This window comes from Lwoffella lincolnii (assembly GCF_037201985.1).
Lineage (GTDB): Bacteria > Pseudomonadota > Gammaproteobacteria > Pseudomonadales > Moraxellaceae > Psychrobacter > Psychrobacter lincolnii.
On sequence record NZ_CP147511.1, the window covers coordinates 1,873,267 to 1,897,919 of the forward strand.

The window sequence follows — 24,653 nt, forward strand, 5'->3', positions numbered from 1 at the left end:
AACGTGGCTTTTATGATGGATTTTTTATGGTTTTTTATGATAGATGGCTATTTTTGACAAATATAACCTTAGCTTTTTAATACGTCTGCCATGGCATTTGCCACATAGTCGATGTTGTTGGTGTTTAAGCCTGCCACACACATGCGAGAGTTACTGACCATATAAATGCCAAAGTCTTTTTGTAGGCGTTCGACTTGTTTGGGAGTGAGTCCTGTAAAGCTAAACATGCCGTTTTGCTCGGTGAGATAGTCAAAGTTCTGCTCAGGAATTTTGGCTTCTAACGTGGCTTTGAGTTTTTGTCGCATCTGTTTGATGCGATCACGCATGTCATAAACTTCACCCAGCCATTGTTGATATAATTCATCATCATTCATGACGATGTCAACGACATGTCCACCATGTGATGGCGGGCTTGAATAGATGCGACGCACGGTAAATTGTAGTTGGCCAAACACTCGTTCGGCTTCATCAGCGGTGGGGCAAACCACTGACAGACCACCCACTCGCTCACCATAAAGCGATAAGTTTTTAGAAAATGAGTTACTGACGATAAGCGTCATGCCCATGTCCACCGCTTTGCGAATGGCATAAGCGTCACTGTCCATGTCTGTGCCAAAACCTTGATAAGCAATGTCCATAAAAGCAATCAGCCCACGCTGCTTGATGACTTCTAGTACGGTATTCCATTGCTCTTGTGTCAAATCACGCCCTGTTGGGTTATGACAGCATGGATGCAATAAAATGATGTCATCTTTATCCAAGTTTTGTAGATAAGCAATCATATCGTCAAATTTGACACTGCTGGTGGCTTTGTCGTAATAGGGGTATTTATGAACTTCGATGTTACTGCCTTCAAAGATGGCAATGTGGTTACCCCATGTGGGGTCGCTGACATGGCATTTGGCATGGGGAAACCATTGATGCAAAAACTCCGCTCCCACTTTTAATGCTCCTGAACCGCCAATGGTGGCGATGGTGGCGACACGCTGTTCTTGTAGCACTTGAGCATCTTTACCAAACAACAGATTTTGACATGCTTTGCGATACCCAGCCAGCCCTGCCATTGGCAAGTAAGGGCGTGGTTGTACGGGGTCAGCAAGGCGTTTTTCAGCGGTTTTGACGCATTCTAGGACGGGTAATTTACCGTCTTGAGTGTAGTACACGCCCACACCAAGATTCACTTTATCCGCTTTGGTGTCATTTTTGAATTGTTCCATCAACCCCAAAATGGGGTCGCCTGCATAAAAATCGACATTTTTAAACATGGTATCTCCTTGAACTTAATGGCTAAAAAAATATAAATCAGTTTAACATTGAAATCAACGGCTGTTTTTTATGATGATAAAACCTTAACCCCGACCTTATCGCCCATTTGTGGTATCGGCCAAGACCCATCAGCCGTCGCAACAATGTGGGCATAGACCATCTCTTGGTTGCCCAGTTTAAGCTGACAAAGATGATACGCCCCTTTAAACTCAGTGTCTACTACCGTGGCGGTGGTGGTGTGGGCATGATGAGCAACACCGTCAGCAATATTGACCACTTCTAGCATTTCTGGACGTAAGAGCAATTTGCCTGTTTGTTCTGTTTTGCCTTGTTCTGTATCGGTAAAATAAGGATATTGCGAACCAAGTTTGCCTAGGACAGTTTGATAGCTGGTGCTTGCATCATTGCCACTGATTGGTGTGGCATTAAGCCAAGACCCTTGACCGATAAACTGTGCCACAATCTGTGTCTTGGGTTGATGATATAACTCACTGGGAGTTGCCCATTGTTGTAGCACACCATCGGCTATCAGCCCCACCTTATCCGCCATGGCAAAGGCTTCTTGTTGGTCATGCGTGACCATGATGGCTTGAGTGTCTTGTTGCTTTAACAGCTCTCGCACTTCTTTGGCAAGGCTGGTTCTTAGCTCAGCGTCAAGACTGGAAAACGGTTCATCTAGCAAAATCAGTTGTGGCTTAGGAGCTAAGGCTCTGGCAAGTGCCACACGTTGTTGTTGTCCACCTGACAGCTCATGTGGGTAACGGTTATGGTAAGTGTCTAAACCGATAAAATCCAAAAGCTCAGCAATGCGTGTCTGCCTATCGGCTTTGCTAAGCTGATGCAAGCCAAAACCCACATTATCCGCCACGGTCAAATGTGGAAATAGGGCATAATTTTGGAACACCACACCAATCCCACGCAAGTGGGCAGGGACAGACACCGACTGACTGGGGGTGTGGCTAAACAACACCTTACCATTAAGATGAATGTCGCCTTGGGTGGGTGTTTCAAAACCTGCCATACACCGTAATGCACTGGTTTTACCACAGCCTGATTGCCCTAGTAGACAAGCAATCTCACCTGCTTGTAATTCAAAACTGACATCAGACAGCACTTGTTTTTGCCCATATGCCAAGGCAAGATGTTTGACTGATAAACTCATGAACGATACTCCGCTTTTGCAAACACAATCACAGGCACCAAACCTGCCAACACAATCACCAACGCAGGCAAAGATGCTTCGTTAAACTGCCCTTCCATGGTATACGCATAAATCCGCACTGCCAACGTATCCCAATCATAAGGGCGAGTCATCAGTGTGATTGGCATCTCTTTCATGATGTCCACAAACACCATCAGCAGGGCAATGCCCAAAGAGCCTTTTAACAGCGGCAAATACACCTTGGTAATCAATCGATGACCAACCACGCCAAGACTCACCGCTGATTCAGTCATGCTTGGCAAAATACGCTCAAAACCACTCTCCACACTTGACACCGCCAATGCCAAAAAGCGAATGACATACGCCACAAGCATCACAAGCAGTGTTCCTTTAAAAATTCCTGTCATATCCTCTGACAAAGACAACCGCTCAATCAACCAATTATCCAGTCCTGCCACAGGCACAAACACACCCAACGCTAAAATCGCCCCTGGAATGGCATAACCCAACGTCGCCACACGAGTCGCCACTTGGGCAAAACGGCTGTTATCCGTTCGCTTTGCCATTACCAATAACAACGCCACCACTGCCGTTAATCCTGCTCCCATCAGACCAATCAGCACCGAATGCCACATTGGGTTCAATAAAGCGTGCAATGATTGCCATTGCCAATCTGCCACCGCCCACACCACCAACTGACCCAAAGGCAATAAAAACCCCAAAGTCAGCACAAGCACACAATACAAAGTGGCAAGCCATGCCTTTGTTCCCTGTAATGGCTTAATGCTTGCCTGTACCGACTTATCAATGGCAAAACGTTGCCCACCACGAGTCACCTGCTCCAAAAACATCAACGCAAATACAAACACAATCAACAGCGATGCCAACTGCTTGGCAGTCTCAATAGAAAAAAAACCATACCACGCCTGATAAATCGCTGTGGTAAACGTCTCCACCCCAAAGATAGACACCGCACCAAAATCCGCCAACACTTCCATCAACGCAAGCATCAACCCACCCAGCACCCACGGACGAGCCATCGGTAAGGCAATCTTCATCGCCGACTGTTTGGGCGACAAACCCAAAGACGCACCGACCTCTAAAGACTGCTGCCCCATGCTCAAAAACGCATTGCGAGCAAGCAAATACACATAAGGATAAAAGGTCAAAATCATCACCACCGATAAGCCCCAAATGTTACGCACATCAGGCAACCCCTGCTCAAACCCATGTGCTTGACGCAGATAGGTACTTATCGCCCCTGTGTAATCAAACATGCCCACCTGCACAAATGCCAGCACATACGCAGGTACGGTTAATGGCAACATCATCGCCCAAAACAGCACCCCACGAAGTGGAAAACGATACATTGCCGTCAGCCAAGCGGTACTCACTCCCACCAGCAACACACCGACTGCTGTCATTAATAGCAGTATTAGGGTATTTTTCACCAACAACGGCAACTGATAATCGAGTAAAAACCCCCAAATCTCCTGGTCAAACTCACCAAATGCCAGCATAATGACTGACAATGGCATCAGCACCAACGCCATACATAGCAATAACCACACTTTGGGTAATACACGCATAACTCATCAAACCTAATCTTTATTATCTTTCATTATTGTCTTTCATTCAGACACAAACGTTCAGACACAAAAAATCACAATATAAAAATGAATGATAATTATTATTGTTCATCAGTATGAGTTATTATATACTAGCTTAAATTTAAGTAAAATCTTTATCTTAAACCACGCAAGCTCATTACAAAACAAAACCCTTTGTGATGACACGCATTTTTATCCATCAAGGAGACAGTGATGTTAAAGAAAATACTACTTGCCATTTGCACATTGGGCACATTAACCCCTGCTTTTGCCACCGAATTGGTATTGTACTCTGCTCGTGCCGACACCCTACTTAAGCCAATTGTGGAAAAGTACGAACAAAAAACAGGGGTCAACATTAAGTTGGTCAACGACAAAGCAGGCCCACTGATTCAAAAGCTACAAGCTGAAGGCAGTAACACCCCTGCCGATCTTTTAATCACCGTCGATGGTGGTAACCTTTGGCAAGCGGCTCAAACTGGCATCTTAAAACCAGTCAACTCAAAAGTATTAGAAGCCAATATCCCAGCACAATTTCAAGACCCTAAAAACCGCTGGTTTGGCATGTCTGTACGTGCCAGAACCATTTTTTATAACCCACAAAAAGTCAACCCATCTGAATTATCAACCTATGCTGACTTGGCAAGCCCAAAATGGCAAGGCAGACTGTGCTTACGCACATCAGATAACGTCTATAACCAATCATTGGTTGGTACCATGATTCAAAACCTAGGTCGTGCCACCACCGAAAAAGTGGTGAAAGGTTGGGTCAGTAATTTAGCAACCACCCCATTTCCTAATGACACCGCCATGCTAGAAGCCATTGACGCAGGTCGCTGTGATGTGGGCATTGCCAATACCTATTATTACGGTCGCCTACTGAATAAAAAACCAAACATCAGCGTCAAGCCATTTTTTGCCAACCAAAATGGCAAAGGCACACACGTCAACGTTTCAGGCATTGGGTTGGTGAAATACAGTAAAAATCAAGCAGAAGCCCAAAAGTTCATGGAATGGCTAAGCGGCCCTGAGGCCCAGAACTTATTTGCTGATTTAAATAACGAATACCCAGCCAACCCTCGCATCAGCCCAGCCCCCCATGTGGCAAAATGGGGTTCATTCAAACAAGACATCATCAACGTCTCTGTTGCAGGCCAAAACCAACGTCAAGCCATCATATTGATGAAAAAAGCAGGTTATAAATAATCTGAATGTGATTTCATTTAAATTTGACTGACAACCGTCATAAAAAAAGCCCAAAATGATTTGGGCTTTTTTTATGACAATTGAATTTTTTGTTTGTGATGAGTTCAAGTTAAAATAACCCATTGTTACAAATGGATTGAACAAGACTTAACCACTTGTTATCCACCCAAATCTGTGAATGGCTTTAATCTGTAAGTAACTTTACATGAGTAATTTTAATCCATGGGGCAACTGTAAATGATAAAACCGCACAACACCACGTTAAACGATGATGAGTTAAGCGACAATGAGTTAAGCGACGATGAATTGGCATTATACGCTCGGCAAATCCTACTTGATGAATGGGGTTTAAAAGCCCAGTTACGACTGAAACACGCCAATGTGTTGGTTGTTGGTGTGGGGGGGCTTGGGTGTCCTGCTTTAGAAACTCTGGTAAGGGCAGGTGTGGGGCATCTTCTGTTGATAGATGATGACAAGGTACAACTGAGTAATCTACAACGACAAAGCTTATTTTATCCAGATGACATCGGCAAGCCTAAAGCCCAAACGGCTTGTGTTACCTTAAAAAAAACCAATCCTTATGTTGAGATTCATGCCATTTGTCAACGATTAGATGATGGGCTGGCTCACCAATTATTTGCCCACTCAGCCACCCATGCAGACAATAGATTTGACGTCATATTAGACTGTAGCGATAATTTTGCCACTCGCCGACTGCTTAACCAGTTAAGTGTCAAGCACAATATCCCCTTATTATCCGCATCAGCAATTGCCATGAACGGTCAATTGGCGTTATTTGAGCCTGCAAAAAATACGGGGTGTTATCACTGTATTTTTGGGCATACCATACCCATTGAACAGACTTGTGCCACATCAGGGGTTTTGGCCAGCACACCTGCATTTATGGGACAGCTACAAGCAAATGTGGCATTACAATTTTTGGGACGTGGCATCAATCCATTGGCAAATAAGTTGTTATTATGCGATGGACAACGCATGAAGATACAAGCCATTTCTTACCACAAGCAATCAAGTTGTGATGTTTGTGGTGGTGTTGGTGGTGATGTGCCACTTTAGAAGTACATGACTCAATATTTATAGCCATTGGCATGATATCTCCTATTGATGTTTTTTGATAATCTCATCATATGTTTGGTTTGTTTTAGTCCACTTACAAAAACGTGAACCAGAAACAAATATGTGATGACCAATTTTTTTATTCATTTAATTAGGAGAGGTATCATGCATGCAAAAGAGCTACTTGAGCTTGAACGCAAAGACATTCGAGCCTTGCATTATACGTGGATTGCATTTTTCCTAACCTTTTATGTTTGGTTTAATATGGCACCTTTGGCAACGTCCATGCTTGCCACAGAGTCATACCTTACCCCTGACCACATCAAACTTTTTTTAATTGCCAATGTGGCTTTAACCATTCCTGGTCGGGTTGTGGTGGGCATGGCGTTAGACCGCTTTGGTCCACGGCGGGTTTTTTCAATTTTGATGGTGGTCATGGCAATTCCAACATGGTTTTTTGCTTTTGGTAATACCACAACACAGTTATTTGTCGCACGGCTTTTTATGTCTGTTGTTGGGGCAGGGTTTGTTGTGGGCATACATATGACATCAATGTGGTTTAAGCCCAAAGACATTGGTTTTGCCGAAGGGTTTTATGCTGGTTGGGGGAATTTTGGCTCAGCGGCTGCTGCCATCACCATTCCAACCGTGGCATTACAGTTTTTTGGGGGTGATGATGGCTGGCGATGGGCGATTGCGGTATCAGGGCTTATCATGGCGATTTATGGGGTGATATATTGGTTCATCATTACCGATGGTCCTTCAGCCAAAACCTTTAAAAAGTCTCGCAAGGCAGGGGCGTTAGAGGTATCCACTTATAAAGATTTGTTGGTTTATTGTTTGTTCATCATTCCATTGTATGGCATTTTGTCAGTACTGGTTTATCGCACACAAGCCATGGGATTTTTAAGCGATGTTGGGGCGATGATTGCCTATGGGGCGATTGCCGTTGTGGTGCTATTACAGATTTATAAAGCCATCAGTGTGAATTTGCCAATCATTAAAGCAGGCATTCCTGAAGATGACAAATATCCTTTTAGCTCGGTGGCTTCTTTAAACATCACCTATTTTGCTAACTTTGGGGCAGAGCTTGCGGTGGTGTCAATGTTGCCCATGTTTTTTCAGACGACTTGGGACTTAAACCCAACCACTGCTGGTCTGATTGCGTCTACTTTTGCTTTTGTCAATTTATGGGCACGTCCATTGGGTGGCTATATATCCGATAAAGTTGGCAGTCGTCGAACCGTGATGTTGGCATACATGTTGGGCATCAGCATTGGTTTTGCCTTAATGGGATTGTTGAATTCAAGCTGGCCGCTGTTCATTGCGGTGTGTATCACCATTTGTTGTTCAATATTTGTGCAAGGTGCAGAAGGGGCAACTTTTGGCATCATTCCATCTATTAAACGCCGTCTAACTGGGCAAATCTCTGGCATCACAGGGGCATATGGGAATGTGGGGGCGGTATTTTACTTGTTTATTTTTACCTTTGTTGAGCCAAATCAGTTCTTTTTTATCATTGCCATTGGGGCGTTGATTTCGTGGATTTTTTGCTTTATTTGGTTAAAAGAGCCAAAAGGGGCATTTGGTGATGAGTACCACATGTCTTCTGTGGATAAACGCTTGGCTGAGCAAGAAGGGCTGGACATGCACTGAGCAACCAAACAAATAAAGCCAACTCACTGATTAACTTACCCCCCTTAACTTACCCCCCACTAAGTCTTTGGCTTAGTGGGGGAATTTTTATCATATCGCTGACATAACACCGCTTATGGTCAGCCTAATCTTTGGCAGTTTTTTTTAAGTATCAGTTTTTAAACATCAAGATTTTGTACTGCCCATACTGCCACTTCTACTCGTGAGCGAAGTTGGGTCTTATTAAGCACATGTTTGACATGTACTTTGACGGTTGATTCGGCAATGTCAAGTTTGTTACCAATCATTTTGTTACTCATTCCCTGTGCAATCATGGTAACCACTTGTCTCTCCCTTGAAGTCAGTTCAGAAATGACGTTTTGATTGGCAGGTTTTCGCATCGCCTTTGCCAATACTGGGGCAAGACTTGGGCTGATGACCAATTCTCCTTTTAGGATTTTTCTGATGTCAATGATGATGTCATTTGGCTCCATGTCTTTTAGTAAATACCCATCTGCTCCCAACTCTAAAGCGTCTTGCACATCTTCACTGTTATCAGAGACAGTAAATAAGATGACTTTTCCTGTGATGTGTTGCTGACGTATTTTTTGTAAGGTTTCAATGCCTGTTAATACGGGCATATTATTATCAAGCACAATCAAATCAACATCATGATTTTGTAAGTAGTCTAATGCTTGTTGACCGTTTTCTGCTTCTGCCACCACTTGCACATCTTCTTCCAAATTCAGTAGGTCTTTTAGCCCTCTTCTTAGCATGGGGTGGTCATCGACCAATAGGATTTTTGCAGGAAACAGAGCGGTAAAAATGGTCATAAATATAAGTTCCAGTCATGATGTTGTTTAGGGCGTGCCCCTATTTGGATAATGTGGCTAAAAATAGATAAAATCGCCAACAAAACAAGGCAAATTGTGCAGATAATATTGGAATATTGTCAAACAATTTAACGCAGTTTTGCCAGATTTTGGCATTTTTAGCCCATTAAAACTTGGTGTTCTAAACTAGGAACACGCCCTAACGTTTAATAAAAAAAGCAGGTAAAAATTCAACTTTAACAATCACGCCATGTGGCTGATTGGCACTGATGGTCAGCTTGCCATTTAGGTTTCTGACTCTTTCGTGCATAATCATCAATCCATGATGTTGGCTTTGGTCAATTTTGTCATCATTCATACCCACACCATCATCTGTGATTTGCATGATGACTTTATTTTCTGATTTTATATAGCCCAAATCAATCATCACATGGGTTGCTTTGGCATGTCTATGAATGTTCGATAAGGCTTCACGAGCAATTTGCAGTAAATCAATTTGTTCATTTGCTTCAAGGTTGATGCTCATCACTCGGTTGTTTATGTGGACATGAAATCCTGCTCTTTGGGCAAAGTCGTCAGCTGACATTTGTAATGCGTGGTCAAAATTATCACCGTCAATTTTTAGTCTAAATGTAACCAAAAGCTCTCTTAATTGACGATAAGCATCGTCTAGGCCTTTTTTAACATGGTCAATCACTTGCTTGGTCTTTAAATCATCAAAATCTATCTTCCGCTCTAGCATGCTGACTTGGATTTTCAGATAAGACAATGATTGAGCCAAAGAATCATGCAATTCTCTGGCGATGGTGGTGCGTTCTTCTAACAATAAAATCTGGTGTTGTTGTTGACGTTGCTGACGTAACGATAAGGCGGTGCTGATGAAGTGTGTTAAAGTTTCAAACAAATCATTCTCAGCAGGGCTAATATCAAGCCAAGTAGGCGCAGATTCCACCACGCCATCTTTAGATAAGCTGACACTATTGATGTGATGTTTGGCATTTTCTTTAGGCAAGACTTGCTGAACCTGCAACTCGCCAAATGTTTCACCCAAATGGGCAACGGTATAACGGCGAGTGTTGGCATCATTTTTTAGGTAACACTCTTGGCAGTTTATTTTTTTGCAAATGTCTTGTGTGCCACCACGATGTAAGGAGATGTTGTCTTTTTCAGCATGGATATCATATTGCAGGCACAACACCAAATGATAATTGGGCATTAAACTGGCATATTGTTCAATGAGTTTGTTGAGCATCTCAAGTTTGACTGGGCGTGTGGACATTTGTTGCCCAAATTCATACAAAATTGATAAGGCAGCATTGGCTCGAGTTAAATCTTTGGTTTTACTGATGACTTCATTGTTCAGATGTCTTTGGTTGGTTTCTATGGTGTCTGCCATGGCGTTAAAGCTGTCAGCTAAGTCTTCAAATTCTTTATAGCCTTTAATATGCACACGAATTTTTTGGTCATCACGAAAGACACGATTGGCATCTATCAGGTTTTTAATGGGATTTAAGATGTTTTTTTGTAATTGCAACATGCCTGTAAACATGACAATCATGGTAATGATTAAAGAAAAAGCATGTATGCTTTGTAAATGACCAAGTCGCTTTTCATTTAAAGATTGTAGTTTAACCACATAATCATCTACCATGACCACATAATGAATTGAAGACAGATAAAAATCATCTTTACGCTGAGCAAATATCATGGGTTTAAGCACTTGATGCCAATGTTTTTGAATGTCATCAAACATCTGTTGTGATTCATCTTGGTCAGATGATTTGTTGGATTGATAAACCGCCAATTCTGTTAGGCGATGTTCCATGTCTTCAATTAAAAGCTGTTGAAATGCCTTGCTGTCATCTAAGCTAATGCCATCTGGATAGGTAGAAGTCAAAGTGTGTTGAGCATATTGTTGATTCAGCCAACTTTTTTCATCAGCTGAAAATTGAGCATGAGAAAATTCCCGTAACCATTCATTATTAAAGCGATATATCGCCATTCTTATTGAGCCTGCGGTGTTAATTGCCCTAGCATCACCTTCTGACTCCCAAGATAACAGACCGCTTGTAACAGTGGTGGTGATTGCCAACAATGCAATGACCGTTACCGCCAACCATGCTCGCATCGGTAAAGAAAGCTGAAATTTATACACGCACCCATCCATTCATCATTCAAACACAAAATTGTCTATTCTTCTTAACGTCTTACAGATGCTTTAACGACATAAGAATCATGATTATATCGTAATTTGGCAGTTATCCGTTAATTCGCATTTATCCATTCACTCACTGGCGACACGCCCTAACATGCCCATCAACAGTGACAGTTTGATTGGGGATTGGTGGTTGGTTTGAGTGGTTGGTGGTAGCAACCTACTCCTTTTTGTGTATTTTGACGGCTCGCTTTTGTTGATAGAGTAATCTGCTAAATCAAAAATTAACCGATGGGTTTTTATCTTTATTTTTTTTATTCATCTTTATTTGCTTATTCATTCCATTTACCCAATCCCATTAATCTCAATCCCATTAATTTCAACCCCATTCACAGAGGGCATCATGGCAAATCAAACATACAAAGGTGGCGTGAAAATCACCGACTGGCGACCAGAAGATGAGACGTTTTGGCAACAGCATGGTAAAACCGTTGCCACTCGCAACTTATGGATATCGATACCTGCTTTGTTATTGGCATTTGGGGTGTGGGTGGTGTGGTCGGTGATTGTGGTGAAGATGCCTGAGGTTGGTTTTAATTTTGATAAGTCGCAATTATCGTGGCTTTTGGCTTTGCCTGCATTATCTGGGGCAACCATGCGAATTTTTTATTCATTTATGGTGCCTGTTTTTGGTGGCAGACGTTGGACAACCATCTCAACTGCGTCGTTACTTATCCCCATGGTATGGCTTGGTATTGCCATTCAAGACATCAATACGCCGTTTTGGGTATTTGCTGTCATTGCGTTATTGTGTGGTTTTGGGGGTGGTAATTTTTCATCAAGCATGTCAAACATTTCATTCTTTTTCCCAAAATCTCAGCAAGGCATGGCATTGGGACTAAATGCAGGTTTGGGTAACTTGGGCGTTTCTACCATGCAATTTGTTGTGCCAGCAGTGATTGGGTTTGCTCTGTTTGGGGCGATGGCAGGTCATGGACAAATGAGCGAATCAGGTCATGTTCTGTATTTACAAAATGCTGGGTTTGTGTGGGTCATTCCCATTATGATTGTGACGGTATTGGCTTGGTTTGGCATGAATGATTTGGCAGGAGCGTCTGCGTCGTTTAAAGAACAAGCGGTGATTTTTAAGCGTCAGCATAATTGGATCATGTGTATTTTATATCTTGCCACATTTGGTTCATTTATTGGGTTTTCAGCGGCATTTCCAATGGTGATTAAACAGTCATTTCCAGATGTTGACCCATTAAAGGTGGCGTTCTTAGGGCCTTTGGTGGGTGCATTGTTTCGTCCTGTGGGCGGGTGGATTGCGGATAAATTGGGCGGTGCAAAGGTTACTTTATTCAATTATGTGGTGATGACATTGGCAGTGATTGCGGTGATGTATTTTCTAAAAGCAGGTAATTTCATGGGCTATTTTATGTGCTTTATGGTGCTGTTTATCACCACAGGCATTGGTAATGGTTCGACATTTCGTATGATTCCTGTGATTTTTCGCACCATGCACGAACGCTTAAATACCCCAAATGTCATTCATGAAGCTCGTAAAGAGTCGGCAGCTGTGGTTGGTTTTGCTGGCGGGTTTGCAGCTTATGGTGGTTTTTTTATTCCTAAAATGTTCGGTTCAGGTCTTGGGGTCAATGGCACGTTCATCACTTTGATTGTTTTTTATGTAATTTGTATTGCATTGACATGGTGGTATTACAGCCGTAAAGGGGCAGCATATCCTTGTTGACAATCCATCTGGTTAATAATCCATCTGATTGATAATCCATGCTGGCAATAAAATTTATGGCTAAAAAGAGATTTTATGGCTAAAAAGAAAATTCATGCTTCATCAACTCAACTCATGATGCTTAAGAGGAATTTATGGCACTTTTTCCTAACACACCAAACCAATCTGGTTCAACCAACATAACCGATGTCATCATCGTAGGAGCAGGACCTGCAGGATTAAGCTTTGCAAGCAGTATCGCTGACACAGGGTTAAACATCGTCATTGTTGAGAAAAATAACCAAGAGATCATTAGTAACCCTGCCTATGATGGCAGAGAAATTGCTTTAACCCATGTCTCAAAGCGTATCATGCAAGACATTGGTATGTGGCAACGCATTGATCCACAAGATATTCATACCCTAAAAGATGCCAGTGTGTTAGACGGTCATTCTCCCTATCAATTATATTTTGCAACGGCAAATGTGCCTTTTGGTCAATCTGTTGCTAATTTGGGGTATCTGATATCCAATCACTTAATTCGTAAGGCAGCTTATCAAGTCGCCATCAGTCACCCTAATATTGACATTCGTTATGGACACGGTGTTAATAAGGTCTTTAATCATGAACATGGGGTTCGTGTTATTTTGGATAATAATGATTCATTAGAAGGCAAATTGTTGGTGGTGGCAGACAGTCGTTTTTCTACCACTCGCCGTCATTTAGGCATCACTGCTGACAGTTATGATTTTGGACGGAGTATGATTGTGTGCCGTATGTCACATACTTACTCAAATCATCAGCGTGCAGTTGAGTGTTTTTATTATGGCATCACTTTGGCGTTACTGCCATTAAGCGATACGATAACCAACTGCGTCATTACTGTTAAAAATCAAGATGCAGATGCGTTAATGGGGTTATCTGATGCACAATTTGCTAAAAAAGTACAAGGTTATGCCAATAACGAATTGGGCGAGATGACTTTAATCAGCAGTCGGCATATTTATCCATTGGTTGGGGTACATGCCAATCGCTTTATCAGTACTCGCACTGCTGTGATTGGCGATGCTGCTGTTGGCATGCACCCTGTAACAGCCCATGGGTTTAATCTGGGATTGCATGGCGTACATACTTTATCAAAACAAGTCAAAAAGGCGGTGAGGCTAAAACAAGACATCGGCAATCATGAGTCATTGCGTCGTTATGAACGGCAGCACATGCTCCTTACTCGCCCTATGTATCATGGAACCAATGCCATGGTTAAGCTGTTCACAACAGACAATAAACCTGCCAAACTCGCTCGTACCATGGTCTTACGAGTCAGCAACAACCTAACACCATTAAAGGCTCTGATTACCAAACAGTTAACTGGTTAATCTTTGGTCAGACAACGTTAACAACAACGTTAATAACAGAAAGTTTACCAACGAATTTTACTGACCATCTTATCTACTACTAAATGGGTAGACACTCTGCCCATTATGACAATAGCATCATTTCTTAGCTGTCTTTACACTAGATGGTCATCATCAGGCTTTTTAACCATCAACCTTATTTTTATTCATTGACTTATTTTAGCCATCAACTCACTTTAACCATCAACTGTGGTATCGACCAATTAAGGATAAATTCATGAGCCATTTACTCGACCAACTGCGATTTTTTAAAAGAAAACAAGGTGAATTTGCCAACAGCCACGGTGAGACTCGCCATGAAAACCGTGAATGGGAAAACAGTTATCGGGCACGCTGGTCATATGACAAAGTGGTGCGTTCTACACATGGGGTGAACTGCACAGGTTCATGCTCTTGGAAAATCTATGTCAAAAATGGTCTGGTAACTTGGGAGACACAACAGACGGACTATCCTCGCACTCGCCCAGATTTGCCCAACCATGAGCCTCGTGGCTGTCCTCGTGGGGCAAGCTATAGCTGGTATATGTATTCTGCCAACCGCTTAAAATACCCAAAAGTGCGTAAACCATTATTAAAATTATGGCGTGAAGCCAAAGCCAAACATACCGACCCTGTTTTGGCATGGGCAAGCATTGTTGAAAATCCTACCAAATCTGCTGAATACAAGTCAAAACGAGGCTTGGGTGGTTTTGTACGCTCATCTTGGCAAGAGTGTGCAGAAATCATTGCAGCAGCCAATGTTTACACCGCCAAGACCTTTGGCCCTGACCGCATCATTGGTTTTTCACCCATTCCTGCGATGTCCATGCTCAGTTATGCGTCAGGGTCAAGATATTTATCGCTCATAGGCGGTGCATGCTTATCGTTTTATGATTGGTATTGCGACCTGCCGCCAGCTTCTCCCATGGTTTGGGGTGAGCAGACCGATGTTGCTGAATCTGCTGATTGGTACAATTCTGATTATATCATTGCGTGGGGCTCAAATGTGCCACAAACCCGTACGCCTGACGCTCACTTTTTTACCGAGGTGCGTTATAAAGGCACAAAAACGGTTGCCATTACCCCAGATTATGCCGAAATTGCCAAACTTTGTGACCTATGGCTGAACCCAAAACAAGGCACAGATGCCGCCTTGGCTCAAGCATTTTGCCATGTCATCATCAAAGAGTTTTATCTGAAATCTCAAAGTGATTACTTCCAAGACTATGCCAAACGCTACACGGATTTACCCATGTTGGTGGTGCTTGAAGAAAAAGATGATAAGTTTAAAGCAGGGCGTTTTTTGCGTGCATCTGACTTAATTGACAATTTAGGTCAAGAAAATAATCCTGAATGGAAAACCATCGCCATGAACCAAAATGGTGAGCTTGTTTCACCTTATGGCTCAATCGGTTATCGCTGGGGTGAAACAGGGCGTTGGAATTTGGAAAATAAAGAAGGTCAACATAATGGCGACGTGGATTTGACTTTGTCATTAAAAGGTTCTGGTGAGACGGCAAGCGTTGGTTTGGACTATTTTGGTGGTGATGAACACCCCTATTTTACCGCTGCTGCTGGTGATGCCATTCAGTATAAAAACATTCCTTGCCATACCATCAGTCTTGCCAATGGACAAACCGCCAAAGTCGCCACCGTTTTTGATTTGATGGTTGCCAATTTGGGGGTTGATAATGGGCATGGTGGTCAAAATGTCACCGATGATTACAATGATGCCAACATCGCAGGTACGCCTGCTTGGCAAGAAAAAATCACTGGTGTCAGTCGTGAAAAGGTGATTCAAATCGCCCGTGAATTTGCCGAAAATGCCCACAAAACTCAAGGCAAATCCATGGTCATCATCGGAGCAGGCATGAACCACTGGTATCATCTTGACATGAATTATCGTGGTGTGATTAATATGCTGATGCTCTGTGGCTGTATTGGCAAATCAGGGGGTGGCTGGGCTCACTATGTGGGTCAAGAAAAGCTCAGACCACAATCTGGTTGGGCACCTGTTGCGTTTGGGTTGGATTGGCACAGACCACCACGCCACATGAATGGCACAAGCTTTTTTTACAATCACTCAAGCCAATGGCGACATGAAACTGTCTCTGCCCATGAATTGCTTTCATCTCATGCCAATAAATCGCAATTTCCAGAGCATATGCTCGATTACAACATTAAAGCTGAGCGGGCAGGTTGGTTGCCATCTGCCCCCCAATTAAACCAAAATCCACTGACCATTGCCCCCCAAGCAAAAGCCAAAGGCATGAGTGTTCAAGATTATGTGGTTGAAAGTCTGCACAATGGGTCATTGCGTTTTGCTGCCGAACAACCCGACAATCCACAAAATTTCCCACGCAATATGTTTATCTGGCGATCAAACTTACTGGGTTCATCAGGCAAAGGGCATGAGTACATGCTCAAATACTTGTTAGGGACAAAAAATGGCTTATTGGGTGATGAAACGGTACAAACTGGCTTTAAACCCAACGAAATTGACTTTGTTGAAAATGCCCCAACGGGTAAAATTGATTTGGTAACCACCTTAGACTTTAGAATGTCCAGCACATGTTTGTATTCTGACATTGTACTGCCCACCGCCACATGGTACGAAAAAGAAGACATCAACACATCAGACATGCACCCATTTATCCACCCATTCACTGCCGCCACTGACCCTGCGTGGGAAGCAAAAACTGACTGGGAAATTTATAAATACATCGCTAAGGCGTTCTCTCGCCTTTGTGTTGGGCATTTGGGAACACAAACCGATGTGGTTACCTTACCCATGCAACATGACAGTGCCGATGAATTGGCTCAACCCTTTGGTGGCACAGATTGGAAAAGTGCAGGTGAAAAACCCATACCCGGCATTAATTGCCCACTCATCAAAGTCGTGGAACGAGATTATCCCAGCACCTATGCCAAGTTCACTTCTCTTGGTCCTTTAATGGACAAGCTTGGTAATAACTCTAAAGGCATTGACTGGGACACCAAAGAAGAAGTGCAACAATTGGGGCAGTTAAATTATCGCATTCATGATGACAGCGTCGCCAACACACGCCCCAATATGAGCAGTGTCGTCAATGCCATTGAAACCGTACTGATGCTTGCCCCAGAAACCAACGGTCATGTTGCGGTTAAAGCATGGGCAGAATTATCCAAAAAAACAGGACGAGACCACACTCATTTGGCAAAAGCCAGTGAGCATGAAAAAATCCGCTTTAATGACATTGTTGCCCAACCCAGAAAAATCATTTCAAGTCCCACATGGTCAGGGCTTGAATCTGACAAAGTCAGCTACAACGCAGGCTACACCAATGTGCATGAACTGATTCCATGGCGGACAATCACAGGCCGTCAGCAATTTTATGTTGAGCACCCTTGGATACAAGCCTTTGGCGAACAAATGCAACAATACCGTCCGCCAATTGACACCAAAACCACCCAAGCATTTAAAAAATATCAATCCAATGGCAACAAAGAAATTGTGCTTAATTTCTTAACACCACACCAAAAATGGGGCATTCACAGCACCTATTCAGAAAACCTATTGATGCTTACCTTAAGTCGTGGTGGTCCAATTGTTTGGATAAGTGAGATTGATGCCCAAAAAGCAGGCATTGAAGATAATGATTGGATTGAAGTCTTTAATGCCAACGGGGCAATCACCGCCCGTGCGGTGGTCAGTCAGCGAGTCAAAGAAGGCATGACCATGATGTACCATGCTCAAGAAAAACTGGTGAATATCCCAGGTTCTGAAAACTCAGGTACTCGTGGTGGTATTCATAACTCGGTTACCCGCACCATCTTAAAGCCCACTCACATGATTGGTGGTTATGCCCAATTCTCTTATGGCTTTAACTACTATGGTACGGTTGGTTGTAACCGTGATGAATTTGTTGTGGTGCGTAAAATGGCAAATATTGACTGGCTAGAGGGCAAGGCTGATGATGAATTGCCACGCCCATTACCCACCACTTTGGACTGATGATTTTACAACATATCATGACACATTTTACTAAGCTGTCGCTAGGTCAAGGAAAATTAAAATGAAAATTCGCTCACAAGTTGGCATGGTGTTAAACCTTGATAAATGTATCGGTTGCCATACCTGCTCAGTCACTTGTAAAAATGTTTGGACCAGCCGAGAAGGTATGGAATACGCATGGTTTAACAATGTGGAATCCAAACCCGGTATCGGTTATCCAAAAGAATGGGAAAACCAAGGTAAATGGAAAGGTGGTTGGATACGCAATGCAGATGGCTCAATTAATCCCAAAATTGGGGGTAAATTTAGAGTGCTTGCCAATATTTTTGCCAACCCAGATTTGCCCATGATAGATGACTATTATGAACCATTTGACTTTGACTACCAACATCTGCATACCGCCCCAATTGGTGAACATCAGCCCATTGCACGCCCTCGCTCCTTAATTACAGGCAAACGCATACAAAAAATTGAATGGGGGCCAAATTGGGAAGAGATTCTTGGGTCAGAGTTTGCCAAGCGTCGCCGTGATAAGAATTTTGATGACATACAAGCTGACATCTATGGGCAATATGAAAACACCTTTATGATGTATTTGCCACGCCTATGTGAGCATTGTCTAAACCCAACTTGCGTGGCATCTTGTCCAAGTGGGGCAATTTATAAGCGTGAAGAAGATGGCATCGTGCTGATTGACCAAGACAAATGCCGTGGCTGGCGTATGTGCATCTCAGGCTGCCCTTACAAAAAAATCTATTACAACTGGAAATCGGGCAAATCAGAAAAATGTATCTTCTGTTACCCCCGTATTGAAGCAGGCATGCCCACCATTTGCTCTGAAACTTGCGTCGGTCGCATTCGCTACCTTGGTGTATTATTGTATGATGCAGACAAAATCCACGAAGTTGCCAGCCTATCAAACGAACAAGATTTATACCAAGCACAACTTGATATTTTCTTAGACCCACATGACCCCAAAGTCATCAAACAAGCCTTACAAGACGGCGTGCCAATGAGCGTCATCGAATCTGCTCAAAAATCCCCTGTCTATAAACTGGCAGTCGATTGGAAGCTTGCTCTGCCCTTGCACCCAGAATACCGTACCTTGCCTATGGTGTGGTATGTGCCACCATTATCACCCATTCAAAACGCTGCCGAAGCAGGCAAAGTGGGCATGGACGGACTGATTCCAGATGTGGACAGTTTACGCATTCCTTTAAAATACCTTGCCAACATGCTCACCGCAGGCGATGAAGAGCCTGTACGCTTGGCATTAAAACGCCTGCTTGCCATGCGAAGCTATAAACGCCTGCAACTGGTTGAAAAACAAGATGCCCAAGAGGTGTTAGACGCTGTTGGCTTAAGCGTTGCCCAAGTGGAGGACATGTATCGCTATCTTGCCATTGCCAACTATGAAGACCGTTTTGTTATCCCAACCGCCCATCGTGAAGAAGCCCTAAGCGATGCGTTTGCTGAACGCAATGGTTGTGGCTTTACCTTTGGCAATGGTTGTACAGGAGGTAATGACACCCACATGTTTGGACAAAAGAAAAATAACAAGCGTGATTTTATCAAAACCGTACAAACATGGGAGCTATAAATGACATCTGCCACAGACATGAAACTGCTTAAAGTCATCAGCTTGCTCATGGATTACCCTGAACACGAACTGTTTATTGATGATAACTTAGACCAATGCAAACAGCTTGTCATGCAAAGCCGTCTTATCAGCCCTGAGGTGCGACAAGACATCGCCACCTTAATTGACCAGATGGCTGCACTCGGTGAGCTAGAAGCACAAGCCAAATATGACAGCCTATTTGAGCGAGGTCGTTCCTTATCTTTATGGCTATTTGAACATGTTCATGGCGAAAGTCGAGACCGTGGGCAAGCCATGGTGGATTTAATGGCTCAATATGAAATGGCTGGATTTGAGATTAACGCAAAAGAATTGCCTGACTATCTGCCGATGTATTTGGAATTTTTATCCCACCAAGCCACCATCAACCATGATGAGATGCAGATTCGTGAAGAAATTGCCAACATTAGCCACATTGTTACCTTATTGGCAGCTCGCTTAATGGACAAAAACAGCCACTATGTTGGTCTATTTAAAGCATTGTTGCAAATCGCAGGCGAACCACTGAGTGTCATTGACCAAGAGCTTGCCAAAATGCACAAAGACAACCAACCTGCTGATGACACCACCGAAGCGATTGACAAAGCATGGGAAGAAGAAATGGTGGATTTTTTGGGAGCAGAACAACAAAACTGCCCATCAAACCAAACCAAACAGCGTATCGCAAACCTACAAGGTGAACAAGCTCAACGCCAAGCCGAAGTTCCTGTGCATTGGGTTGACTTCAACCAATCCGCCAAAGCCACCACACAAGGAGTCTGATTATGAACACAACAAACCCAGAAGATTGGTTACATGTCTTTTTATTTGGCATTTATCCCTACATCGCCTTGACAGTGTGCATCTTTGGTTGTTGGGCAAGATTTGACTTGTCTCAATACACATGGCGTGCAGGCTCAAGTCAAATGTTGTCAGATAAAGGCATGCGATTGGCAAGCAATTTATTTCATATTGGCATCATTGTCGTATTGCTTGGGCATTTTTTTGGCATGTTTACCCCCCATTTTATTTATGAACGCATCATCACCGCACCACAAAAACAACTGATGGCAGTGATTGTTGGTGGCATTGCAGGGATAATGTGCTTAATTGGGCTTATCATGTTGATTTGGCGACGCTTTACCAACCCACGCATCAGCCACACATCAACTTTTAGCGATAAGATGTTACTGTTAATTATTTTGCTTCAATTGGTCATGGGACTTGCAACCATTTGGTCATATCCAACGCATCGTGATGGTGCATTGATGTTAAGCTTGGCAGGGTGGGCACAAAACTTGGCGATATTACGCCCAGTCTATGCCGCTTCATTGGTCGAAGATGCTGGACTGATTTATAAAATGCACATGTTTTTAGGCACAACCTTAATCTTACTTGTGCCATTTACTCGCTTAATCCATATCATTTCTGCCCCAATTTGGTATCTTGGCAGGCGTTATCAAATTGTCCGCCAAAAAACGGCTCAATAATCTATCAGCACCCTTGACATACCCCACCACCAAACTCATCAGTTATGGTGGGGGAGTCTTTGCGACCCATAACAACCTAAGCTTAGATTGAGTTATTACCTTTCGTCATGCCACCATCGCTGAATAGTATCGGCATGAGGGAACTCTTTACACAGTAGCAAGTCCTGCCACATCAGCTAACGCCTGCTTTCGTATATTACTTGATGCATTGACATCACGGTCATGCTGTGTTTGACAGCCAGGACACGCCCAATTTCTGACTGACAACGGCAGACTGTCTAATTTGTAATGACAATGCGAACAAATTTTACTACTGGCAAAGAACCGATTTACCTTTAGGATATTCTTACCATACCAATTCGCCTTGTAAGTAAGTAGGGTAACAAACTGCCCCCAACCGACATCATGAATCGCTTTGGCAAGTTTATGGTTCTTTACCATGTTTTTTACACCTAAATCTTCAAGTGCATAACTGGTAGCTTGGTTTTCGCAAATCAGTTTATGCATGGTATTTGCTTGTGGCTGTCTTAGAGATGGTAACTGTTTTGATATTGCCAACAAATTCACGGCTAAATACGGTTTTGATGCCTTTGATTTTGGGTAGGTTGATGATGCCTTGTTCAAAGTTTGCTGTGCAGTGCTGAGGGCATTGATAACTTCGCTGTGGGATTTTTTTAGATTTAAAGCGTGGAAACTTGGCACGACTTTTGAAGAAATTGGTAAAAGCGGTATGTACATTGAGCAGGGCATTAAGTAACGATTGGCTATTGACTTCATTTAGCCATGCAAACTTGCCTGTTTTCTTTTTCTTAACCAACTGGCTTTGGATTTTGGTTCGTGATAAAGATTTGCCAAACATGGCATAGTAGCGTTGTTGCAATGCCAACGTCAAGTTGAATACAAACCGATTATAGCCAAAATGCTTTTTGATTAGCATGGCTTGTTAGCTGATTGAAATATGGGTATGATTTAGGATTATTTTTATTTAGTGTCAATTTAGACAATATATCGAAAAACAAGAACGCCCTGCTTGGGTCGCTTGTGCTTACATCTCCACCTAAATCAAAGATTATGGGTGGAGAATTACGCAGGATGAGTTAAAACTGATTTTATTGTTTATTAAAGCATCAGTATTAGAGCATTCATTTAGGGCATTTTTTTCAGCTCAAGAGTGTGAATAAACCGCCCTTCTACTTGCAAAACGGTTAATTGCCAACCGTCAATGTCCACACTTTCTCCAGATAAATCACCAACACTGCCCAGCTTTTGCATCACCAAACCGCCCATGGTATCCACTTCACTGTCATCAAATGCCGCGCCCAACGCTTCATTACAACTTTCAATCAATGTAGATGCTTGTACTATCCAAACATTTGGCATACTGGCATGGGGTACGATGTTGTTAATGTTACTGTCTTCGTCTAAATCATCATGCTCATCAACGATGTCACCGACAATTTCTTCAAGCAAATCTTCCATGGTAACCACGCCAGCAAAGTTACCAAAGTCGTCCACCACCACTGCCATATGCACTTGAGTTTTTTGTAGTAAGCGTAGCAAGGTATCAGAGCGGGCATTTTCGTTAATGTACAAAGGCTGTCTGACCAAATCTCTGATGCGAAAAGTGCGTGATTGAGCGTTGGCAGTACTGGCAGTGTTGTCATCGTTGCCTTTATTGGCTTTGTCAGCCTTATCAGCTTTGTCGGCTTTAATGGTCGCCATCAACAGTGGCAATAAATCTTTGGCAAGCAAAATGCCAATGACCGCATCACCATCTTGACTGTCAAAAACAGGATAACGTGAATGAGCAGATTCTAAAAACACCGCCATGATGTCTTCAAGACCATCTAATTCATGTAAACCAACCACGTTAGGCCGTGGGGTCATGATTTCACGAATTTGTGTGGCGGGCAAATCCAACACGCCCTCAAGCATGTCAACCGTATCAGGTTGCAAAAATTGGCGAGAATCATGAACAATGTCAATGAGTTCATCACGAGTTTCAGGAGCGGCGGACAACCAGCGTTTTAGACCTCGTGACCAGCCAGAAGAAGTACTAAAATGGGAACTGTCGTCAGACATGGGGGGTGTGTTAACCTCGCATCATTACCAAAAGTTGTCTCACTTTATCCGATGCCACCCATACAATCAATAGGCTTTTTTTGATTTTTTAAGCAATGACCATTAATGACCATTTGAGTTGAGCAATGACCAATTTGCACCCCATCAGCTCACTTGCACCCAATGCACCACCCGCTCTTCAATCTGCTCTTGCGATACGCTTGGTTCTGGCACACAACGACCAGCCGCTCCAATATTTGCCTGCTTCATCAAAATGGCAGATTTCACCTTGTCTTGAGTGATTAGTGGGTGCCAATTTGGTAATGACTGACTACGATACAGACGCTTATAAGCACAGCTGTCTGGTAGCCACAACATCTTTGGCAAATCGGTTACCGTCAGTTGAATGCAATCAGGTACTTTGGCCTGACGGTTGGCATAATCTTGACAATGACCTGTTTGGCAATCAAGCAACTGACACGCCACATCTGTGTATTCAACCAAGTGGGCAGGTGTGTCATCGTCCAAAAACTTCACCAAACAGCACACACCACAGCCATCACATAAAGCTTCCCATTCGGCATCAGTCAACTCGTTAAGGGGAAAGTGTTGCCAAAAATTAGGGCGTAAGATTGACTGAGACTGATTGGTAAGTTGAGCCGTTGCTTGAGCCGTGGTTTTAACAATGGTGTCTGATTGTAATTTAAGTTGTGATGTGGGTTGCAATGTGGTAAATGTGGTATCAGCTTGCTTCATGTTTGTTATTTGTTTATTTGTCAATGTCTATTTATCAATGTTTATTTGTCAGACTTTTACCAGAAATTTATCAATAATCTGTCAGCCTAGTCTATCGACCATCTAAGAAAATGACGAAGTTTAACACGTTTGTTCTGTTGTGCGGTGGCAAATTTTGTTATGGTATGCTTATAAAGCAAAGGTTGGCTTTAACTGTTGTCATTTATTTTTTTTCGCAACACCTTTGTTAACAACGTTTTTTTTTCACAACATTTTAACTCATCGTGCGTCATTCTCCACCCATAATCTTTGATTTAGGTTGACACTTAAATAAAAATAATGCTAAATTATACCCATATTTCAAAAAGTTAGCTGTTGCTTGTATTCATGAAAAAGTACGCAACCAGCGCTTAAAATTACACCATAAAGTCACGCATAAACTGATTTGCGAAAACCAAGCTACCAGTTATGTGATTGAAGATTTAGATGTAAAAAACATGGTAAAGAACCATAAAAAGCAGGCATTAGCTGATGTAGCAGGATTTGCTACTGTGTAAAGAGTTCCCCCAGTATAATACTTATCAGCGTAAGTGTGCTGGCGAAAGGTAACAATTCAATCTAGGTTGGGATTGTTATGGGTCGCAAAGATTCCCCTACCATAACCGCTAGGTTTGGTGGTGGGAGT

The 24,653-nt window shown here is 42.8% G+C and carries 19 protein-coding genes; 10 read left to right on the top strand and 9 right to left on the bottom strand.

Annotation, left to right across the window (positions count from 1 at the left end; genetic code table 11):
• Positions 1-68: 68 nt before the first annotated feature.
• The 3 genes from WDM69_RS08470 to WDM69_RS08480 all read right to left on the bottom strand — a co-directional run bounded on the left by WDM69_RS08470 (position 69) and on the right by WDM69_RS08480 (position 4,017).
• Positions 69-1,265, bottom strand: a complete 1,197-nt coding sequence (locus WDM69_RS08470; protein WP_078306464.1) for an aromatic amino acid transaminase — start codon at positions 1,263-1,265, stop codon at positions 69-71.
• A 68-nt stretch (positions 1,266-1,333) separates the two neighbouring features.
• Positions 1,334-2,428: an ABC transporter ATP-binding protein gene (locus WDM69_RS08475; RefSeq protein ID WP_078306465.1), complete on the bottom strand. Its 1,095-nt coding sequence runs from the start codon at positions 2,426-2,428 to the stop codon at positions 1,334-1,336.
• Positions 2,425-4,017, bottom strand: coding sequence for an ABC transporter permease (locus WDM69_RS08480; RefSeq protein ID WP_078306466.1), 1,593 nt, complete (start codon positions 4,015-4,017; stop codon positions 2,425-2,427). The genes WDM69_RS08475 and WDM69_RS08480 overlap by 4 nt, the downstream gene beginning before the upstream one ends.
• A 234-nt stretch (positions 4,018-4,251) precedes the next feature.
• Between WDM69_RS08480 and WDM69_RS08485 the strand changes: the two genes are divergently transcribed.
• The 3 genes from WDM69_RS08485 to WDM69_RS08495 all read left to right on the top strand — a co-directional run bounded on the left by WDM69_RS08485 (position 4,252) and on the right by WDM69_RS08495 (position 7,977).
• Positions 4,252-5,244, top strand: coding sequence for an extracellular solute-binding protein (locus tag WDM69_RS08485; RefSeq protein ID WP_338755314.1), 993 nt, complete (start codon positions 4,252-4,254; stop codon positions 5,242-5,244).
• 237 nt (positions 5,245-5,481) lie between these two features.
• Positions 5,482-6,321, top strand: coding sequence for a HesA/MoeB/ThiF family protein (locus WDM69_RS08490; RefSeq protein ID WP_338755315.1), 840 nt, complete (start codon positions 5,482-5,484; stop codon positions 6,319-6,321).
• 165 nt (positions 6,322-6,486) lie between these two features.
• Positions 6,487-7,977, top strand: coding sequence for an MFS transporter (locus tag WDM69_RS08495; protein WP_338755316.1), 1,491 nt, complete (start codon positions 6,487-6,489; stop codon positions 7,975-7,977).
• A 158-nt stretch (positions 7,978-8,135) separates the two neighbouring features.
• Here the strand turns inward: WDM69_RS08495 and narL are convergent, their stop codons facing one another.
• Together narL and WDM69_RS08505 are read right to left on the bottom strand one after the other, a co-directional pair.
• Positions 8,136-8,795: a two-component system response regulator NarL gene (gene narL / locus WDM69_RS08500; RefSeq protein ID WP_078306470.1), complete on the bottom strand. Its 660-nt coding sequence runs from the start codon at positions 8,793-8,795 to the stop codon at positions 8,136-8,138.
• Between the two features lie 193 nt (positions 8,796-8,988).
• Positions 8,989-10,944, bottom strand: coding sequence for a histidine kinase (locus WDM69_RS08505; RefSeq protein ID WP_338755317.1), 1,956 nt, complete (start codon positions 10,942-10,944; stop codon positions 8,989-8,991).
• Between the two features lie 403 nt (positions 10,945-11,347).
• On the opposite strand from WDM69_RS08505, the gene WDM69_RS08510 reads away from it, so the two are divergent.
• From WDM69_RS08510 to narI, 6 genes are all read left to right on the top strand, one after another.
• Positions 11,348-12,697: a NarK family nitrate/nitrite MFS transporter gene (locus WDM69_RS08510; RefSeq protein ID WP_338755318.1), complete on the top strand. Its 1,350-nt coding sequence runs from the start codon at positions 11,348-11,350 to the stop codon at positions 12,695-12,697.
• 134 nt (positions 12,698-12,831) lie between these two features.
• Complete coding sequence (gene ubiM / locus WDM69_RS08515; protein ID WP_338755319.1) at positions 12,832-14,052, top strand: 5-demethoxyubiquinol-8 5-hydroxylase UbiM; 1,221 nt, start codon at positions 12,832-12,834, stop codon at positions 14,050-14,052.
• 256 nt (positions 14,053-14,308) lie between these two features.
• Positions 14,309-18,064 (top strand): nitrate reductase subunit alpha, encoded by a 3,756-nt coding sequence (locus WDM69_RS08520; RefSeq protein WP_003657675.1) that lies wholly within the window; start codon positions 14,309-14,311, stop codon positions 18,062-18,064.
• 61 nt (positions 18,065-18,125) lie between these two features.
• On the top strand, positions 18,126-19,664 hold the full coding sequence (gene narH, locus WDM69_RS08525) for a nitrate reductase subunit beta (RefSeq protein ID WP_003657676.1): 1,539 nt from the start codon (positions 18,126-18,128) through the stop codon (positions 19,662-19,664).
• Entirely contained in the window at positions 19,665-20,465 is an 801-nt protein-coding gene (gene narJ, locus WDM69_RS08530) for a nitrate reductase molybdenum cofactor assembly chaperone (RefSeq protein WP_064608242.1), read from the top strand.
• 2 nt (positions 20,466-20,467) lie between these two features.
• A complete protein-coding gene (narI, locus tag WDM69_RS08535) occupies positions 20,468-21,172 on the top strand; it encodes a respiratory nitrate reductase subunit gamma (protein WP_078306475.1) in 705 nt (234 codons plus the stop codon).
• A gap of 147 nt (positions 21,173-21,319) precedes the next feature.
• Here narI and WDM69_RS08540 read toward each other — a convergent pair whose 3' ends face one another.
• The 4 genes from WDM69_RS08540 to WDM69_RS08555 form a co-directional block, all read right to left on the bottom strand.
• Positions 21,320-21,679, bottom strand: coding sequence for an RNA-guided endonuclease TnpB family protein (locus WDM69_RS08540; RefSeq protein ID WP_338755321.1), 360 nt, complete (start codon positions 21,677-21,679; stop codon positions 21,320-21,322).
• Positions 21,672-22,109 carry a transposase gene (locus WDM69_RS08545; RefSeq protein WP_338755322.1) on the bottom strand — a complete coding sequence of 146 codons (438 nt, stop codon included), beginning with the start codon at positions 22,107-22,109 and terminating at the stop codon, positions 21,672-21,674. Before WDM69_RS08545 ends, WDM69_RS08540 begins: the two co-directional genes overlap by 8 nt.
• Before the next feature lie 209 nt (positions 22,110-22,318).
• On the bottom strand, positions 22,319-23,254 hold the full coding sequence (locus tag WDM69_RS08550) for a CBS domain-containing protein (protein ID WP_078306476.1): 936 nt from the start codon (positions 23,252-23,254) through the stop codon (positions 22,319-22,321).
• Between the two features lie 144 nt (positions 23,255-23,398).
• A complete protein-coding gene (locus WDM69_RS08555) occupies positions 23,399-23,989 on the bottom strand; it encodes a YcgN family cysteine cluster protein (RefSeq protein WP_411350688.1) in 591 nt (196 codons plus the stop codon).
• Between the two features lie 362 nt (positions 23,990-24,351).
• Between WDM69_RS08555 and WDM69_RS08560 the strand changes: the two genes are divergently transcribed.
• A complete protein-coding gene (locus WDM69_RS08560; RefSeq protein WP_240494824.1) occupies positions 24,352-24,525 on the top strand; it encodes a transposase in 174 nt (57 codons plus the stop codon).
• Positions 24,526-24,653 lie beyond the last annotated feature (128 nt).

Coding starts and splice junctions, on each gene's coding strand:
- WDM69_RS08470 (WP_078306464.1), bottom strand. CDS start 1,265: ATGTTTAAAAATGTCGATTTTTATGCAGGCGACCCCATTTTGGGGTTG.
- WDM69_RS08475 (WP_078306465.1), bottom strand. CDS start 2,428: ATGAGTTTATCAGTCAAACATCTTGCCTTGGCATATGGGCAAAAACAA.
- WDM69_RS08480 (WP_078306466.1), bottom strand. CDS start 4,017: ATGCGTGTATTACCCAAAGTGTGGTTATTGCTATGTATGGCGTTGGTG.
- WDM69_RS08485 (WP_338755314.1), top strand. CDS start 4,252: ATGTTAAAGAAAATACTACTTGCCATTTGCACATTGGGCACATTAACC.
- WDM69_RS08490 (WP_338755315.1), top strand. CDS start 5,482: ATGATAAAACCGCACAACACCACGTTAAACGATGATGAGTTAAGCGAC.
- WDM69_RS08495 (WP_338755316.1), top strand. CDS start 6,487: ATGCATGCAAAAGAGCTACTTGAGCTTGAACGCAAAGACATTCGAGCC.
- WDM69_RS08510 (WP_338755318.1), top strand. CDS start 11,348: ATGGCAAATCAAACATACAAAGGTGGCGTGAAAATCACCGACTGGCGA.
- ubiM (WP_338755319.1), top strand. CDS start 12,832: ATGGCACTTTTTCCTAACACACCAAACCAATCTGGTTCAACCAACATA.
- WDM69_RS08520 (WP_003657675.1), top strand. CDS start 14,309: ATGAGCCATTTACTCGACCAACTGCGATTTTTTAAAAGAAAACAAGGT.
- narH (WP_003657676.1), top strand. CDS start 18,126: ATGAAAATTCGCTCACAAGTTGGCATGGTGTTAAACCTTGATAAATGT.
- narJ (WP_064608242.1), top strand. CDS start 19,665: ATGACATCTGCCACAGACATGAAACTGCTTAAAGTCATCAGCTTGCTC.
- narI (WP_078306475.1), top strand. CDS start 20,468: ATGAACACAACAAACCCAGAAGATTGGTTACATGTCTTTTTATTTGGC.
- WDM69_RS08540 (WP_338755321.1), bottom strand. CDS start 21,679: ATGCATAAACTGATTTGCGAAAACCAAGCTACCAGTTATGCACTTGAA.
- WDM69_RS08545 (WP_338755322.1), bottom strand. CDS start 22,109: ATGCTAATCAAAAAGCATTTTGGCTATAATCGGTTTGTATTCAACTTG.
- WDM69_RS08550 (WP_078306476.1), bottom strand. CDS start 23,254: ATGTCTGACGACAGTTCCCATTTTAGTACTTCTTCTGGCTGGTCACGA.
- WDM69_RS08555 (WP_411350688.1), bottom strand. CDS start 23,989: ATGAAGCAAGCTGATACCACATTTACCACATTGCAACCCACATCACAA.